This window comes from Streptomyces durmitorensis (assembly GCF_023498005.1).
Taxonomy (GTDB): domain Bacteria; phylum Actinomycetota; class Actinomycetes; order Streptomycetales; family Streptomycetaceae; genus Streptomyces; species Streptomyces durmitorensis.
This window is the reverse complement of the sequence record NZ_CP097289.1, coordinates 1,548,127-1,562,951: the sequence shown is the minus strand read 5'-3', so window position 1 is coordinate 1,562,951 and position 14,825 is coordinate 1,548,127. Positions and strand designations below refer to the sequence as shown.

Sequence of the window (14,825 nt, the reverse complement as noted above, 5' to 3'; positions counted from 1 at the left end):
GGGGCGGGAGACGCGTGGGACACGTGTGATGTGGGCATGTCACTTCTGGTCGCGGCCCCACACCGCGACGGATCAGGAGGACATGGTGAAGAAGGCCTCACGCATCCGCAGAGCGTCGTTCGTCGTCGGCAGCGCCTTCGCGTTGGTCGTCGCTCTTCCGGGCAGTGCGCTCGCGGATCCGCCCACGTCGTTGCCCGCCAGTGCGGACGGGCTTGAGCAGACGTTCCAGCCTGCCTACGACTACGACACCGACGGTTGTTATCCGACGCCCGCCATCGGGCCCGACGGCAGCGTCAATGGAGGCCTCAATCCGTCGGGGGCCGTCAACGGTCAGTGCCGTGACTCCTGGGACCTCGACAACACCAATGGGTACGCCCGGTCCAAGTGCAACAACGGCTGGTGCGCCATCATGTACGGCCTGTACTTCGAGAAGGATCAGGCCGTGGCGGGCAGCGGCCTCGGTGGGCACCGGCACGACTGGGAGCACGTGGTGGTGTGGGTGCAGAACAACGAAGCCCGCTACGTCTCCACGTCGGCCCACGGCAACTTCGATGTCTACGGCCGCGACCAGATCCGCTGGGACGGCACGCACCCCAAGGTCGTCTACCACAAGGACGGTGTGAGCACGCACTGCTTCCGGCCCGCCGCCTCCAACGACGAGCCGCCGGAGAACCACGAGCAGGCTTGGCAGTTCCCCGGGCTCGTCGGCTGGAACGGCTTTCCCGCGGGCGTGCGGGAGAAACTGATTCAGGCCGACTTCGGCAGTGCCGTCTTCGGGCTCAAGGACGGCAATTTCAACTACCACCTAGAGAAGGCCAAACCTGCCGGGATTCCGTTCGACCCCAACGCCTGAAGCGCGTCCGGGAGTTCTAGGGACCCGCGTGGACCTGGCACGCCCACAGGCTCGGGGTCTGGGGATACGAGTCGCGCAGCGCACGCACCGTGGAGTGCAGGGCCTCGGCCGTACGGTCGACGTCCAGCGCCCCACCCCCCTTGCTCAAGGCCTCGTAGACGTCCTGGGCGACACGGGCGCCGATCGTGTCGTCGACGTGCCACAGCGAGCCGACGACATGAGGGAAGCCCGCGATCTGGAAGGCGCTGACGATGTGGACGGCCTCGTCGGCGAGTTCGGGGCTGGTCCGCAGGGTGTCGCAGGCCGAGAGGTAGACGAGCCGCACCGACGGAAGCCTGAGCCGGGCGAGGTCGCGGACGGTCAGCGGGCGTTCCGCGTGGTCGTGCAGGACGAGGCGGCTGCCGGACGGGCGCTCCAGATCGCCCACCGCGTGGCACGCGAAGTGCGCGTACGCGTGCCGGTGCAGGGCGGAGACCACCGCGGAGTGGGTGGCGGACGCGCCGGTGAGCACCTCGGGGCCCGGCAGCAGCCCGGCGAGGTGTTCGGCCTCACGGTGCGCGGCGGGCAGGGGAGCGAAGCCGGTCGCCTCGCCGACGGCGACCACGAGCGCACCGGTGCCCGCCGGGCGCGCGGCCCGCTGCCTGGCGTGGTGCAGCGCGCGCAGCGTCGGCGTGTACGAGGAGATCGCCCGGTCCAGCGCACCGGACGCGCCGTCGGCAGGAGTCGCCGCGTGCAGCGGCATCGCCCCCAGGGCTCCGGCGGGCGACCACCACACGCGGGCCAGGGCTCCGGTGGGCGTGGCCCGGACCGCCAGGTGGTCGAGCACGGGGCCGGTGACCACCTGCCACAGCCAGGCGAGCGTGTCCCGCACGACGTGCTGGGCGCGCAGCGACTGCTTTCGGGAGGTCCCGGGCGCCTCTATGCGTTCCAACGCGTCCTGAAAGGCCTTCCTGCGTACGGTCGTTGCCTCGGGGGTGAGCCCCGGGAGCGGCACGGTGTCGATGGAGTGCTCGCCGACGACCAGTGCGTCGCTGCCGTACGGGGACACGTTGACCAGGACCACCGGACCCGCCGCCGCTGTCGCGCGCAGTTCATGCTCGTGCCACTCCCGCACCGGACGCAGCAGGCCGAGCTCCGGGTGCGCGGCACGGATCCGGTCGGTCAGCTCCCGCCATTCGGCCGCCAGTTGCTGACGCCGGTCGGCTTGAGCGTCGGGTGTCCGCGATGTGTGCAAGGGGCCTTCGCCCAGGAACTCCGCGCCGAGCGGGCCCCGGCCGTCGGTCGCCGAGTCGAGAGCCTCGCGGAGTTCCTCGAAGCGGCCGGCGAGGTCCGGGGCGGTCTCCCGGAGCCGGGTCAGATCGCTGTCGGCGTCGAAGGCGTGGGACAGCAGCACGCCTCTGGCCTGTTCGAGGAGCCCCACCGCCAGCTGGGGCCGTCCGCAGCGCACGGCGCACGCCGCCGCCGCGGCACCCAGACCGACGGTCCGGCCGAGCAGCAACTCCTGGTCGTCGCGCACCAGATGGCGGGGCGCGACGGAATGCAGCAGGTCGACCGCCACCACGTAGCCGTCAAGGGCGCGGTCCCAGACTCCGAGTTCCGCCCAGGTGTCGCCCCAGGACCGGGCGGCGTCCAGGCGCTCGGAGGGCGCGCACTGGGGCTCCAGGGCCGCCGTCCGGAACACCTCGGCCGCCTCGGCCAGCGCGGTCCGGCGGCCGCGGCCGGTCGACAGGACCCGCAGGATCTTGCCGAGGTTCGTCAGGCGCAGCGTGCGCTGCGCATGGCCGGGCGGGGTGCCCTCGGCCGCCCGGCGGAACAGCGCGATCGCCTCGCCCCGGACCGTCGACGACAACAGGGCGCCAAGGCCCGACAGGCGGGCGCCGGCGGCCGCCGTCAGGGCACCGGGCAGCTCGGGGGAGTCCGCGGGCAGTGCGGCGATCACCGAGTCGGCGAGAGCGCGTGCCTCCCGCGCGTCGTCGGTCCTTCGCGCCGCCTGGCTGCGGTTGATCAGAGCTAGGGACAGGTTGTGGCGCCGACGCGGCAACTTGGGGTCGACGGCCGAGGTGAGGGCGAGTGCCTCTCTGAACAGGCTGATCGCTTCGTCGAGTTGGGCTGCCGGGTCGGCGGCACGTTCGAGTCCGCTCATCCGGCTGATCGCCGTGGAGCCGAGCAGGGTCGCACGGTGGGCGTCGCCGAGATGAGGCAGCTCGGAGGCCCGGCTCCGGCACGCCTGGGCCTCCCGCAGGTCCGCGCTGTCCTCGGTCAGGCGGTGGCGCAGGCCCAGGGCCATGCCGAGGTTGAGCAGCCGTACGCTGAGAATCTCGTGCCCTTCGGAGGTGAGTTCCACCGCCTCCCTGAGAGCCAGGATCGCCTCGTTCAACTCCTCTGGATGTCCGGTGCGTTGGTGGCTGGTACTCAGCACCATCCCGAGGTCGCTGAGCGTCACGGGCCGCTCCGGGTGGTTCGGTGGCAGGAGCGGCTCGGCCTGGCGCAGCAGCCGCAGGGCCTCGACGAGGTCCGCGCTGTTGCCTTCCGGGTCGAGGCCGTACCGCGCGTGCAGGGCCATCGCGGGGGCGATCAGCTGCGATGCGGTGCGGGACGTCGGCTCCCCGGCCCCGATGACCGCGGCGGACAGATGCGTGATCGCCGCGTCCAGATCGGCCGGATCGCCGGTCAGTGCGAAGCGTGCGCGCAGCGCGTTGCCGAGGGTGCTGCGGACGGAGATGCGCCGGGCCGGGTCCTCCCCTGCCGCCTCCAGTGCTGCGGTCAGCACGTCGACCGTCTCGTGCAAGTCGTTTGGGCGGCCAGCGCGTTGGTACCGCAGAGTGAGCGCGATGCCCAGGTTGAGGCCTGCCACGGCCGGGCCTTTCGGGTCGTCGGGAGCGGCACGGCGGAGCAGGTCCACCACCTCGTCGTGCTCCTCGGGCGTGCCGCCCTCCCGCTGCCGCAGCATCAGCAGAGTGCCGCCCAGGGTGCTGAGGCAGTGGGCCAGATGCGGGCTCCGTGCGGGCAGTTGGGCCAGCACGTCACGGGCCATGCCGACCGCCTCGTACAGGTCGTCCGTGTCGTACGACTCCCTGTATCTGTCCAGGAACTGGATGCCCAGGTTGCTGAGCGTGAGCAACCGGTCGGGTGAGTCGGCCGGAAGGCCTTTGAGGGTGCGGTGGGTGAGACGCAGCGCCGTGTCGGAGCCCCGTCGCCGATCTGACCTACGCGCTGCCCGGCGAGGGACAGTACGTAGGTCAGATCGGCGACACGGGTCGCGTACGTGGGGTCGTGCTCCGGCGTCGCGAGGACGGCGAGGCTGCCCATCCCGACCGCCAGGCCCAGGAGCACCTCACGCGACGGCGTCGAGGTGCCGACCCGCACCGCGAGGTCGTACAGCCGCAGGTCGTCCTCGGTGGCGTCCGGCGGCGGTCGGTGCTGCCTGCCCTCGGCCGCGATCACGGCCGCGGCACACTCCACCGACCACTCGGCGGGACCGTCCGCGTGCGCCGGGTCGGGGCGGTCCGCGGGGTCGGTGGCTTCGTAGCCTGCGGCCAACTGCGGCGGCACGAGCGCCGGGTCGGCCATCCACACCGGGAACAGCAGCGTTCCGGCCATGCCTCCGTGGACGCTGCCCCGCGCGTCGTCGGAGGCCGCCGCGCGAGCCAAGCAGAGCCAGCCGGCCACATGCCGGGCCTCCAGGTCGGCGCCGGTGTCGGCGCCGCACAGCAGTGCCCGGAGTTCGGCGTCCGCCTCGGGGTCGAACACCACGTCCGCGCGCACCACCCCCTCGGAGGCCCCGGCCCGCGCCAAGCGCGCACGGATCGCTTGCACATGCCGGTCCCGGTCGTCCCTCACCCTGCAGCTCCCCCTCTTGCCGACTCCGGTGGCGTTCGCCGACTCCCGTAGCGCGCCGACTCATGCTCAACTGCGTCTGCTTTCCGGCACACTTGGACCATGACCGTATCGCCCGACCGTCCCGAACTCGCCCGCGGCACAGCGGCGTTGTGCTCCCTGCTCGGCTCGTCCGACGACCTGCGGCAGCCCGGGGTCCGGCAGGCCGCGGAGCGGGCCAGGGACCTGCTGCGGTCCGGTGCGGGCGCCGACACGATCGCGGAGTGCTACGAATCCCTCGATGACGCGATGCGCAGGGCCGGGGACGCGGGCGGGCTGATCAACGGCTCCCGGGGAGCCATGACCCCCGGCCTCGCGTCGCACATCAGGGTGGCCGTGTGCCCGGGACCGGCCCACTGCAGCAGGCTCGAACGCGCCCGCGACCTGCTGCCCGCCCCCCACTGCGCGGTCAACGGAGCACGCATGCGCAAGGGCCGACTGGACCCCGGGCAGTGACCGGCTCCGGTCCGGCGGCCTCATGAACCCGCTCCTCGCCACGCTGGGCGGCAAGCTCACCGAACGCTGGCTGAACCTCCTGGTGCTGCCCGGCGCCCTCTTCCTCGCCGCCACAGCCGTCGGCACCACCCTGGGGCACCGCCACTGGCACGACGTCGACCGGCTGCGCGCCACGCTGGACGACCTCGCCGCCCGCCCCGCACTCGACCGGACCGGCACCGCCGCGCTCCTGGTGGCTCTCGTCCTGCTCACCGCGGCCGCGGCCTCACTTGCCTCGCAGTTCCTCGGCGGCGCGATCGAGAAGTACTGGCTGCGTTTCGGCCGGGACCCGCTCTCGCGCGCCCTCACCGCGCGGCGCGAACGGCAGTGGCTGGCATGGGACGCGCAGCTCGATGACGCCGTCGCGCGTGCCACCCCGACCATTTCGGCGGCAGACGGTGCGGTGAGGGTCGACAGGAGCGTGGGTGCGCGGATCCAGGCCATCGGCGAGGCCCGCGACCGTATCTCGCTGTGCGCACCGAAACGCCCCACCTGGTACGGCGACCGCATGCAGGCGACGGCGGACCGCGTCGAGGCCGCCTACGGAGTGGACCTCGCCGCCCTGTGGCCGCGTCTGTGGCTGATCCTCCCCGAACCCGCCGTGCGGCAGATCGAGGCGGCCCGTGACTCCTTCAGCGCGGCGGCCCGCCTCGCCGCCTGGGCCGTGGGTTATGCCCTGCTCGCCTGCTGGTGGTGGCCCGCCGCGCTGGTCGCCGTCGGGTGCGGGGCCGTGGCCCGTTCCCGTGCACGGGCCGCGCTCGACGCGCTCGCGGGCCTCACCGAGGCGGCCGTCGACGTCCACGGCAGGGAACTGGCCACGCGCGTCGGGCTGCTCGGGCCGGACACGACGGGGCTGCTGGCCCATGACACGGGGGACGGGATGTCGGAGGTGTTCCGGAAGGCAGACTGACGTCGCCCCGCACCAATTCCCCAGACCAGTTCCAGTTCTCCCTCACCACCCCGTGAACAGCAAGTGATTGACGGCGAGCGCGAGTACGGCCTGTGCGGTGAGCCAGTGGCGGCGGCCCGCCGCCGGCAGGAGCGCCGTGGCCGCGAGCAGGAACGTCGCGAAGGGCAGCCAGATGCGTTCCGTCTCCGCCTTGCTCATGCCGGAGAGGTCGGCGGCCAGCAGGGCGAGGAGAGCGGCCAGGACGAGCGCGGTCAGCCGGTCGGCGGGTGTCGTCCGGCCGGTCCGCAGACGGCCGATCGCACCGGGCGCGGACGCCACCGCCCTGCGCAGGCCCGCCACCGTCGCGAGGCCGATGACCAGCACCGTGCAGGCGAGGTTGGCCCAGACGAAGTAGCCGTACGGCCGGATGCCACCCGCTCCTTGGTAGTAGCGCTCGACGAGGAGGTGGTACGCCTCCCACCAGTTGAAGCCCGCGAGGGTGAAGGCGAGCGGGGCGACGGCTGCTCCCGCAAGGATCAGCGGGAGCGGGCGCGGGGTCCGGGCGATCAGCAGCACGGCGGCGGCGACGACGGCGAACAGGGTCAGGCCGTACGAGAGGTAGCAGGTGAGGCCGAACAGCAGGCCCGCGCCGAGGGCCGCGGTCGCGGGGGAGCGGACCTTGCGCGTCGCCGCGAGCGCGAGCAGGGCGATCATCCAGGCCGTGACGGCGGCGAAGTACCCGTCGGCGGAGGCGCCGACCCAGATCGCGGCCGGGGCCAGGACGAGGAAGGGAGCCGCCCGGCGGGCCGTCGCCTCGTCCGCAAGGGCGCGCAGCGTGATCAGGACGGCCACCACGGCGGTACTGCCCGCGGTGATGCAGAAGGCACCGGCCCAGGCGCCGCCGCCCAGGCCGACGCGGTCGAGGAGGACGAAGGTGAGGGTGGCGCCCGGCGGATGGCCCGCGGTGTGGGCGGGCCAGTGGCCGGGGGAGTCGATCAGGATGTGCCGTGTGAAGTCCCGCAGGGTGGCCGGGATGTCCTCGAAGCGGTCGATGACCTGGAGGTATTCGTACTTGGTGGTGAGCCGCCGCGCCACGCCCCGGTGCCAGCCGTCGATCAGCGCGAGCGACCAGATCCAGGCCAGGGAGGCGGCCCAGGCGGTGAGGAGAAGGGGCCGCCAGGGGAGCCGCGCGGCGAGAGCGGGGGCGTACGCGATCACGGCGAGGGCGACCGCGAGCGCGGCGGGCGTGCCGGGGCCGATGTGCGGATCCCACTGGGCGTACAGGGGCGGCCAGTTGAGGTGCAGGGTGCCGTCCGTGTCCTCGATGGATGCGCCGACGGCGACGGCCGCGACGACGAGGAGCGCCGCGACGGCGGCCGCGGCCAGGTCACGGCGGTGGCCGGTGCTCTCTGTGGTGCTCACGTCTGCACCGTAGGCGCAGGTGGAGTGAGTGCCGGGACTCCGAGGGATGACGTCAGCGTTTCGTCATGAGTCGTGGGCCCATCCAGGGGCAGGGCCCGGCATACGGTCGATTCATGCCCCCCGTCCCCCATATGACCTCCCCTGCCGACCCCGGTTTCTGGCGCAGCCCGCTGCGCGGACCCTGGCTCACTTCGGTCCTTGGCGTCGTCCTGCTGCTCGGCATCACGGTGCTGTTCGTGACCGGCCTGCTGTCGTACGCCGCGTACAACCCGAATCTCTCACCCGTCAACGACAAGACACCGGACAAGGGCCTCCTCGGCTTCTACCTCTTCGACTGGCCGACCGACCCGCACTGGCTGTACCGCCTCAACCAGGGCCTGCACGTCACGGTCGGCATCACGCTGATCCCGGTGCTGCTCGCGAAGCTGTGGTCGGTGATCCCCAAGCTCTTCGCGCTGCCTCCGGCGCGGTCGGTCGGCCACGCCCTGGAGCGGGTGTCGCTGCTCCTGCTGGTCGGCGGCGCGCTGTTCGAGTTCGTCACCGGTGTCCTCAACGTCCAGCTGGAGTACCTCTTTCCCGGCTCGTTCTATCCGCTGCACTTCTACGGGGCCTGGGTGTTCTTCGGCGCGTTCGCGGCCCATGTCGTGCTGCGCCTGCCCCAGGTCGTACGCGTGCTGCGCGAGGAGGGATGGCGCGAACGCCTGCGGGATCCGCGTCCCGAGCCGGCCGACGAGGGAGGTCTGGTGGCGCCCGGGGCCGCCGAGCCGACCGTGTCGCGGCGCGGCGCGCTCGGCATGGTCGGTGCGGGATCGGCCCTGCTGCTGGTCACGACGGTGGGGCAGAACTTCGACGGGCCTCTGCGCCGCACTGCCCTGTTCGCCCCGCACGGGGGCGGTGATCCGGGGAGCGGGCCGAACGGCTTTCAGATCAACAAGACGGCCGCGAAGGTGGGCATCGAGCGGCAGGACACGGGTGAGCTGTGGCGGCTGGTCGTCAGCGGACCACGGGGCGGCGAAGACGTCAGGCTTTCCCGGGAGGATCTGCTTCAACTCTCCCTCCACAGTGCCGCGTTGCCCATCGCGTGCGTGGAGGGCTGGTCGACGTCGGACCAGTGGTGGCGCGGGGTGCGGCTGCGGGATCTCGCGGCACTCGCCGGGTTCGACGAGGACCCTCCGGGCGTTCTCGTGGAGTCCTTGCAGCGGCGCGGGGCCTTCCGCAAGGCCGCCCTGCGCGACAACCAGGTACGCGACCCGCGTTCCCTGCTCGCGCTGCAGGTCAATGGGGAGGACCTGTCGCCGGACCACGGCTACCCGGCGCGGATCATCGTCCCGGCCGCGCCCGGCGTGCTCAACACCAAGTGGGTGTCCCGTCTGACCTTCGGGGAGCTGTGATGACCGGTTTCACGCACCGATTCCGCCGGTGGTACGGCGAGGGGCCGCTGCAACTCCTGGTGCTGCTCGGCTCTTTCGCGCTCGCCGGGTATGCGGGAGTGCGTCTCCTGGACGGTGACTGGCTGCTGATCGCCGTCTGGTTCGTCGGTGCGGCGCTGGTGCACGATCTGCTGTTCGTGCCCGCGTACGCACTGGCCGACCGGGCGCTGCGGGCCGCCGCCGGTGGGCGGCGCAACCGCAGGGAGTGGATCAACTTCGTGCGCGTCCCCGCTTTCCTTTCCGGGTTGCTGCTGCTCGTCTGGTTCCCGCTCATCGCCGGACAGGTGGAGCGCTATGAGTCCTCCACCGGGCTCCCGGCCGGTGACTTCCTCGTCCGGTGGCTGATCGTCACGGCCCTGCTGTTCGCGGGGTCCGCGCTGTGCCGGGTCCTTCAGACGCGGCGCAGGGCCAGGAACGAACGGCCGCCGGTGGTCCACTGATCGGCCGGTTGCCAGCCGAGCGGGCGGGCGTGCCGCAGCAGGGCGGGCGTGCCGAGGCGGGCCCAGGGGAACAGCTCGCCCAGCGCGCCGTGCCCGTCGTCGACGTGCACCTCCACCCGCTCGTCGACATCCATCTGTACGGTCTCGGCGATCAACAGGCCGCCGGGTGAAAGGAGTTGGGCGACGCGCTTGAGGAGTGCGGCCGGATCGCCGCCGATCCCCACATTGCCGTCGATGAGCAGCGCGGTGCCCCAGCGGCCCTCGCCCGGCAGCGCGTCGAAGACGGAGCGGAGCAGCGCGGCGGCGCCGAGCCGGAGCGTGTGGTCGACGGCCGCCTGGCTGACGTCGACCCCCAGGGCGCGATGGCCACGGGCGGCGGCTCCGGCCACCAGGCGGCCGGGCCCGCAGCCGATGTCGAGCACGCTGCCCTCGCAGCGACGCAGCGCGGACAGGTCGGCCGCGTCGGCGTCGGCGCACCAGCGCTCGACATCGAGGGGCAGCAGCCAGCCGTCGCTGCGGCGCAGGAACAGCGGGCCGTGGCCGTTGCGCAGGGCGTTGGTGTACGGATCCGCGCGCCAGGGGGTGGCCGCGGGGCCGGTCCTGCGGAGGGTGGCGTCCGGCAGTGCGGTGCTCATCGGCCGTCACCCCGTCCCGCGTGTCCGGCTGCCGTGCCGAGGCGGGCGAGGGTGGTGGCGAACCGGCTGCCCGGCGCCGCGTCGGCGACCTTCCCGGCGTCGTCGGCCGTGTCCACGTCGCGCAGCAGGGGCAGGTCGCGCACCCGCAGCCCGGCGCCGGTGAGCCGGGCCCGTTGCAGGGCGCCGGTATCGGGCCTGGACATGGGGACGCCGCGCAGCAGCTCCGGATCGGGCTCGGCCAGGCCGAGCGCCCAGAATCCGCCGTCGACGGCGGGGCCGAACCAGGCGTCGCACTCCCGCCAGGCGTCGGGGCCGAGCGCGGGGGCGAGGAGGCCGGGCGTGATCTGGGGGGTGTCCATGCCGACCAGGAGGGCCGGGCCCGAGCAGCCCGCGAACGCCGCGGCGAGCCGTTCGTCCAGGCCGCCCGCGCACTGGGGAACCACCTCGATGCCGGCGGGCACCCAGGGCCCCGGCTGCCCGGCGAGCACCAGGACGCGGCGGTGGGCGGGCGCCGCGAGTACGGCGTGGAGGGTGTCGGCGAGCGAGGCCGCGGCGAGCTCGGCGGCCTCCTCGGGCGTGTAGGGCGGGGTGAGGCGGGTCTTCACGCGCCCCGGCAGCGGCTCCTTGGCGATGACGAGCAGAGTCGTCCCGTACGCGGTCACAGGGCACCGCCCGCCGCGCGCCGCGCACCGGTGCCGGAGGCCGTCCGCGGTTCCTCCGCGAGCACGGCCCGCATGTCACGCACCGCGTGCCACGTCCCCCGCCACGTTCCGGTGACCTTCGACTTCCCGGAGCGCGGCAGGTACGGCACGTCCCGCTCCTCGATCCGCCAGCCCGCGTCGGCCGCCCGTACGACCATCTGGAGCGGGTATCCGCTGCGCCGGTCGGTCAGGCCGAGCCCGAGCAGGTCCTCGCGCCGCGCCGCCCGCATCGGTCCCAGGTCGTGCAGGCGTACGCCGGTGCGCCGCCGCAGCATCCGCGCGAGCGCCACATTGCCCGCGCGTGCGTGCGGCGGCCAGGCACCGCGCCCCTGGGGGCGCCGCCGTCCGACGACCAGATCGGCCTCTCCGTCCGTCACTCTGCGTACGAAGGGCCGCAGTAGCCCCGGATCGAGGGAGGCGTCGCAGTCGCAGAAGCACACGATGTCCGCGTCGGAGGCTGTGAGGCCCGCGTGGCAGGCGGCCCCGAAGCCGCGCTGCCGCTCGTGGACGACGGTGGCGCCCAGGGCGCGGGCGATGTCCGCCGAGCCGTCGGTGGAGCCGTTGTCGACGACGACGGCGCGCCAGTCGTCGGGGACGCGTTCCAGGACCCAGGGCAGGGCGGCGGCCTCGTCGAGGCAGGGCAGGACGACGTCGACCCGGACGGCGCGCGCGTCGGGTGTGCCGGGCACGTCGGGCTCTACGGAGGGGGAGGGGGTCATGTGACTCACCCTATGAATCCGAACGGGACATATCGGACTTGAGGTTCTTACGAAACAGGGACGTCGGCAACCGGTGGCGCTCCTGACCGGCGGATCCGCGCGCGGCAGGTGCGAGGCTTGCCGTATGCAGCCGCCACCGCCACCGCCACCGCAAGGCCGCCCGCACGCCGGGGACGGCGCGCCCGACGTGCCCCGGGTCCTCGTCGTGGACGACGATCCGACCGTCGCCGAGGTCGTCGCGGGCTACCTGGAGCGCGGCGGCTACACGGTCGAACGCGCCGAGGACGGCCTCGGGGCACTTGAGCGCGCCGGGGCGTTCCGGCCCGACCTGGTCGTCCTCGATCTGATGCTGCCCGGCATGGACGGTCTGGAGGTGTGCCGCAGGCTGCGCGCCAAGGGTCCGGTGCCCGTCATCATGCTCACCGCCCGTGGCGACGAGGACGACCGGATCCTGGGCCTGGAGATAGGGGCCGACGACTACGTCACCAAGCCGTTCAGCCCGCGCGAGCTGGTCCTGCGGGTGGGGTCGGTGCTGCGGCGCAGCCGCGCGGCCCGCGCTCCCGAGACCGTCGCCACGCTGCGGGCCGCGGGCCTGTGGGTGGACCCGGTGGCGCGTCGCGCGACCAAGAGCGGGGTCGAACTCGCCCTCACCCTGCGGGAGTTCGACCTCCTCGCCTTCCTTCTGCGCCACCCCGGGCAGGCGTTCGGGCGCGAGGAGCTGATGCGGGAAGTCTGGGGCTGGGAGTTCGGCGACCTGTCCACGGTCACGGTCCACATCCGCAGGCTGCGCGGCAAGGTCGAGGACGACCCGGCGCGGCCCTGCCTGATCCAGACGGTGTGGGGGCTCGGATACCGCCTCGACGTACCCGACGTACTCGATGCAGCTGACGTACTCAATGCACCCGATGTATCCGACGTACCCGACACCCACGCCGCTCATGGCGCCCAGCACGACCGCGTACCGCCCCGAGCCGAAGGCTGACCCGCATGCAGGACATCCTCCTCATCGCCCTCTTCGCCTTCCTGGGGGCCGCGAGCGCCGGACTCCTGGGCGCCCTGACGCTGCGCCTGCTGCGGCATCGCTCCCTCGCGGTCGCGATGACCGTCGTGGCGGCCGTCGCGGTGCTCGCGATGCTGGCCGGGACGCTCGCGGTGGCCTGGGAGATGTTCCTGTCGCCGCACGACCTGAAGGTGGTCACCGTCGTCGTGGCGATGGCCGCGATGGTCTCGCTCGCCACCGCGCTGCTGCTCGGCCGCTGGGTGGTAGCCCGCAGCAAGGCCCTGACGCTGGCGGCCCGTTCCTTCGGCGACGGCGGCAGCTTCGCGGCCCCGCCCGAACCCGTCAGCGCGGAACTGGCCGCCCTGACCCGGGAGTTGGAGTCGACCAGCGCCAAGCTCGCCGAGTCACGGGAGCGCGAGCGCGCCCTGGAACGCTCCCGGCGCGAACTGGTCGCCTGGATCTCGCACGACCTGCGCACCCCGCTGGCCGGTCTTCGCGCCATGTCCGAAGCACTGGAGGACGGCGTCGCGGCCGAACCGGACCGCTATCTGCGCCAGATCCGCACCGAGGTCGAACGCCTCAACTCCATGGTCGGCGACCTCTTCGAGCTCTCCCGCATCCACGCGGGCGCGCTGGCCCTTTCGACCTCGCGCATCTCGGTCTACGACCTGGTGGGCGACGCGCTCGCGGGCGTCGACCCGCTCGCCCGCGAGCACCGGGTGCATCTCGTGGGCGACAGCGTCGAAGCCGTCCCGGTGGAGGTCGACAGCAAGGAGATGAGCCGCGTCCTGGGCAATCTCCTGATCAACGCGATCCGCCGCACCCCGGCCGACGGGACCGTCGCGGTGGCCGCCGAGCGTTCCGCGGACGGCGTGGTCCTGTCCGTGACCGACGGCTGCGGCGGCATCCCCGAGGAGGACCTGTCCCGCGTCTTCGACACCGGCTGGCGCGGCAGCCAGTCCCGCACACCCCCGGCGGGCGCGGGCCTCGGCCTGGCGATCGTGCGCGGCATCGTCGAGGCCCACCAGGGCCGGGCGGCCGTCCGGAACGTGGCGGGCGGCTGCTGCTTCGAGGTCACCCTGCCCACGGCAGGCGCGTAAGCGCTGAGCCCCCGACCGTCCCGGCCACCCCCGGGGCGGCGCAGCCCAGAGTCCGCATTCGACATGCCGTACGTCGCCGAGCTCGGCGACCGTTCCCTGCGGAGCTATCCCCGCAGCGGCGCCTTCGCGAAGGAGGCCATCCCCTCGGCGAAGCCCACGTCGGCCCGCCACCCCAGCTCCGCCCGCAGCCGCGCCGAGTCCGCCGTGACATGCCGTACGTCGCCGAGCCGGTACTCACCCGTCACCACCGCGTCCGGGCCCCCGAACGCCCGCGCGAGCTCCCCGGCCATCTCGCCGACGGTGTGCGGCTCCCCGCTGCCGGTGTTGTACGCCGTGAACGCCCCGGCATCCCGCTCGCGCACCGCCTCCAGCGCCAGCGCATTGGCCGCCGCCACATCCCGTACGTGCACGAAGTCCCGCCGCTGGCGGCCGTCCTCGAAGACCTGGGGCGCCTCGCCCCGCTCGAGCGAGGAACGGAAGAACGAGGCCACACCGGCGTACGGGGTGTCGCGGGGCATGCCGGGGCCGTACACGTTGTGGTAGCGCAACGACACCGCACGGCCGCCGCTCGCCCGCGCCCACGCGGCGGCCAGATGCTCCTGCGCCAGCTTGGTCGACGCGTACACATTGCGCGGATCGGCGGGCGCTTCCTCGCTCACCAGGCCTGGCCGCAGCTCGGCCCCGCAGTCGGGGCACAGCGGCTCGAAGCGCCCGGCGTCCAGATCCGCCGCCGCGCGCGGGCCCGGCCGGACGACGCCGTGCCGGGCGCACTCGTAGCGCCCTTCCCCGTACACGACCATCGACCCGGCGAGCACCAGATCCCGTACACCGGCCTTGGCCATCGCGGCGAGCAGGACGGCCGTGCCCAGGTCGTTGCAGGCGACGTACTCGGGGGCGTCCGTGAAGTCCTTGCCGAGTCCCACCATCGCCGCCTGATGACAGACGGCGTCCACCCCGCGCAGCGCGTCCCGTACCGCGGCCCGGTCCCGGACGTCGCCGACGGTCCACCGCCGGCCGGCGGGCGGCCCCGGCTGTCCGGCATGGGCGGAAGGCAGCAGAGCGTCGAACACCACCGCTTCGTGCCCCCGTTCCGTGAGGGCTTCGACCACGTGCGATCCGATGAACCCGGCGCCGCCGGTGACAAGTACGCGCATGCGGCCCACGCTAGGCGCGCCGAGCGGGCCTTGCGATCACCGACGGGGCTCCGTCACCGGTCCGTAAGGACTGCCCGACAGGGCTTCGGGCTTGCGCTTTCCGTTACGGCA

General features: G+C 73.2%; 14 protein-coding genes. 7 read left to right on the top strand and 7 right to left on the bottom strand.

The window, feature by feature from the left end; genetic code table 11:
• Positions 1 to 85 precede the first annotated feature (85 nt).
• Entirely contained in the window at positions 86 to 853 is a 768-nt protein-coding gene (locus M4V62_RS07255; protein WP_249586400.1) for an NPP1 family protein, read from the top strand.
• 16 nt (positions 854 to 869) lie between these two features.
• Here M4V62_RS07255 and M4V62_RS07250 read toward each other — a convergent pair whose 3' ends face one another.
• Positions 870 to 2,996 carry a CHAT domain-containing protein gene (locus tag M4V62_RS07250; protein WP_249592726.1) on the bottom strand — a complete coding sequence of 709 codons (2,127 nt, stop codon included), beginning with the start codon at positions 2,994 to 2,996 and terminating at the stop codon, positions 870 to 872.
• A gap of 806 nt (positions 2,997 to 3,802) precedes the next feature.
• A complete protein-coding gene (locus tag M4V62_RS07245) occupies positions 3,803 to 4,693 on the bottom strand; it encodes a hypothetical protein (protein ID WP_249586399.1) in 891 nt (296 codons plus the stop codon).
• 99 nt (positions 4,694 to 4,792) lie between these two features.
• On the opposite strand from M4V62_RS07245, the gene M4V62_RS07240 reads away from it, so the two are divergent.
• Both M4V62_RS07240 and M4V62_RS07235 read left to right on the top strand, forming a co-directional pair.
• On the top strand, positions 4,793 to 5,185 hold the full coding sequence (locus M4V62_RS07240) for a hypothetical protein (RefSeq protein WP_249586398.1): 393 nt from the start codon (positions 4,793 to 4,795) through the stop codon (positions 5,183 to 5,185).
• A gap of 22 nt (positions 5,186 to 5,207) precedes the next feature.
• Entirely contained in the window at positions 5,208 to 6,134 is a 927-nt protein-coding gene (locus tag M4V62_RS07235) for a hypothetical protein (RefSeq protein WP_249586397.1), read from the top strand.
• 42 nt (positions 6,135 to 6,176) lie between these two features.
• Here the strand turns inward: M4V62_RS07235 and M4V62_RS07230 are convergent, their stop codons facing one another.
• On the bottom strand, positions 6,177 to 7,535 hold the full coding sequence (locus M4V62_RS07230; protein ID WP_249586396.1) for a hypothetical protein: 1,359 nt from the start codon (positions 7,533 to 7,535) through the stop codon (positions 6,177 to 6,179).
• Positions 7,536 to 7,648: 113 nt separating this feature from the next.
• On the opposite strand from M4V62_RS07230, the gene M4V62_RS07225 reads away from it, so the two are divergent.
• Together M4V62_RS07225 and M4V62_RS07220 are read left to right on the top strand one after the other, a co-directional pair.
• Positions 7,649 to 8,926, top strand: a complete 1,278-nt coding sequence (locus M4V62_RS07225; RefSeq protein ID WP_249586395.1) for a molybdopterin-dependent oxidoreductase — start codon at positions 7,649 to 7,651, stop codon at positions 8,924 to 8,926.
• On the top strand, positions 8,926 to 9,405 hold the full coding sequence (locus M4V62_RS07220; RefSeq protein ID WP_249586394.1) for a hypothetical protein: 480 nt from the start codon (positions 8,926 to 8,928) through the stop codon (positions 9,403 to 9,405). The genes M4V62_RS07225 and M4V62_RS07220 overlap by 1 nt, the downstream gene beginning before the upstream one ends.
• Here M4V62_RS07220 and M4V62_RS07215 read toward each other — a convergent pair.
• The 3 genes from M4V62_RS07215 to M4V62_RS07205 are packed head-to-tail and all read right to left on the bottom strand — an operon-like array spanning position 9,357 to position 11,460.
• Positions 9,357 to 10,040, bottom strand: a complete 684-nt coding sequence (locus tag M4V62_RS07215) for a class I SAM-dependent methyltransferase (protein WP_249586393.1) — start codon at positions 10,038 to 10,040, stop codon at positions 9,357 to 9,359. The two genes, M4V62_RS07220 and M4V62_RS07215, sit on opposite strands and share 49 nt — an antisense overlap.
• The gene (locus M4V62_RS07210) at positions 10,037 to 10,702 is read right to left on the bottom strand and encodes a TIGR04282 family arsenosugar biosynthesis glycosyltransferase (protein ID WP_249586392.1); all 666 of its coding nucleotides are present in this window, start codon (positions 10,700 to 10,702) and stop codon (positions 10,037 to 10,039) included. Before M4V62_RS07210 ends, M4V62_RS07215 begins: the two co-directional genes overlap by 4 nt.
• On the bottom strand, positions 10,699 to 11,460 hold the full coding sequence (locus M4V62_RS07205; protein ID WP_249586391.1) for a glycosyltransferase family 2 protein: 762 nt from the start codon (positions 11,458 to 11,460) through the stop codon (positions 10,699 to 10,701). Before M4V62_RS07205 ends, M4V62_RS07210 begins: the two co-directional genes overlap by 4 nt.
• A 124-nt stretch (positions 11,461 to 11,584) precedes the next feature.
• Here M4V62_RS07205 and M4V62_RS07200 point away from each other — a divergent pair, with 124 nt between their 5' ends.
• Positions 11,585 to 12,442, top strand: a complete 858-nt coding sequence (locus tag M4V62_RS07200; protein WP_249586390.1) for a response regulator transcription factor — start codon at positions 11,585 to 11,587, stop codon at positions 12,440 to 12,442.
• A gap of 5 nt (positions 12,443 to 12,447) precedes the next feature.
• On the top strand, positions 12,448 to 13,560 hold the full coding sequence (locus M4V62_RS07195) for a sensor histidine kinase (protein ID WP_249586389.1): 1,113 nt from the start codon (positions 12,448 to 12,450) through the stop codon (positions 13,558 to 13,560).
• Positions 13,561 to 13,664: 104 nt separating this feature from the next.
• Here M4V62_RS07195 and M4V62_RS07190 read toward each other — a convergent pair whose 3' ends face one another.
• Positions 13,665 to 14,714 (bottom strand): NAD-dependent epimerase/dehydratase family protein, encoded by a 1,050-nt coding sequence (locus M4V62_RS07190; RefSeq protein ID WP_249586388.1) that lies wholly within the window; start codon positions 14,712 to 14,714, stop codon positions 13,665 to 13,667.
• Positions 14,715 to 14,825: the final 111 nt, after the last annotated feature.

What these genes read in the sequence shown, in the direction of transcription:
- M4V62_RS07250 (WP_249592726.1), bottom strand. Translation starts at nt 2,996, where the DNA reads ATGAGCGGACTCGAACGTGCCGCCGACCCGGCAGCCCAACTCGACGAA.
- M4V62_RS07240 (WP_249586398.1), top strand. Translation starts at nt 4,793, where the DNA reads ATGACCGTATCGCCCGACCGTCCCGAACTCGCCCGCGGCACAGCGGCG.
- M4V62_RS07235 (WP_249586397.1), top strand. Translation starts at nt 5,208, where the DNA reads ATGAACCCGCTCCTCGCCACGCTGGGCGGCAAGCTCACCGAACGCTGG.
- M4V62_RS07225 (WP_249586395.1), top strand. Translation starts at nt 7,649, where the DNA reads ATGCCCCCCGTCCCCCATATGACCTCCCCTGCCGACCCCGGTTTCTGG.
- M4V62_RS07220 (WP_249586394.1), top strand. Translation starts at nt 8,926, where the DNA reads ATGACCGGTTTCACGCACCGATTCCGCCGGTGGTACGGCGAGGGGCCG.
- M4V62_RS07215 (WP_249586393.1), bottom strand. Translation starts at nt 10,040, where the DNA reads ATGAGCACCGCACTGCCGGACGCCACCCTCCGCAGGACCGGCCCCGCG.
- M4V62_RS07205 (WP_249586391.1), bottom strand. Translation starts at nt 11,460, where the DNA reads ATGACCCCCTCCCCCTCCGTAGAGCCCGACGTGCCCGGCACACCCGAC.
- M4V62_RS07200 (WP_249586390.1), top strand. Translation starts at nt 11,585, where the DNA reads ATGCAGCCGCCACCGCCACCGCCACCGCAAGGCCGCCCGCACGCCGGG.
- M4V62_RS07195 (WP_249586389.1), top strand. Translation starts at nt 12,448, where the DNA reads ATGCAGGACATCCTCCTCATCGCCCTCTTCGCCTTCCTGGGGGCCGCG.
- M4V62_RS07190 (WP_249586388.1), bottom strand. Translation starts at nt 14,714, where the DNA reads ATGCGCGTACTTGTCACCGGCGGCGCCGGGTTCATCGGATCGCACGTG.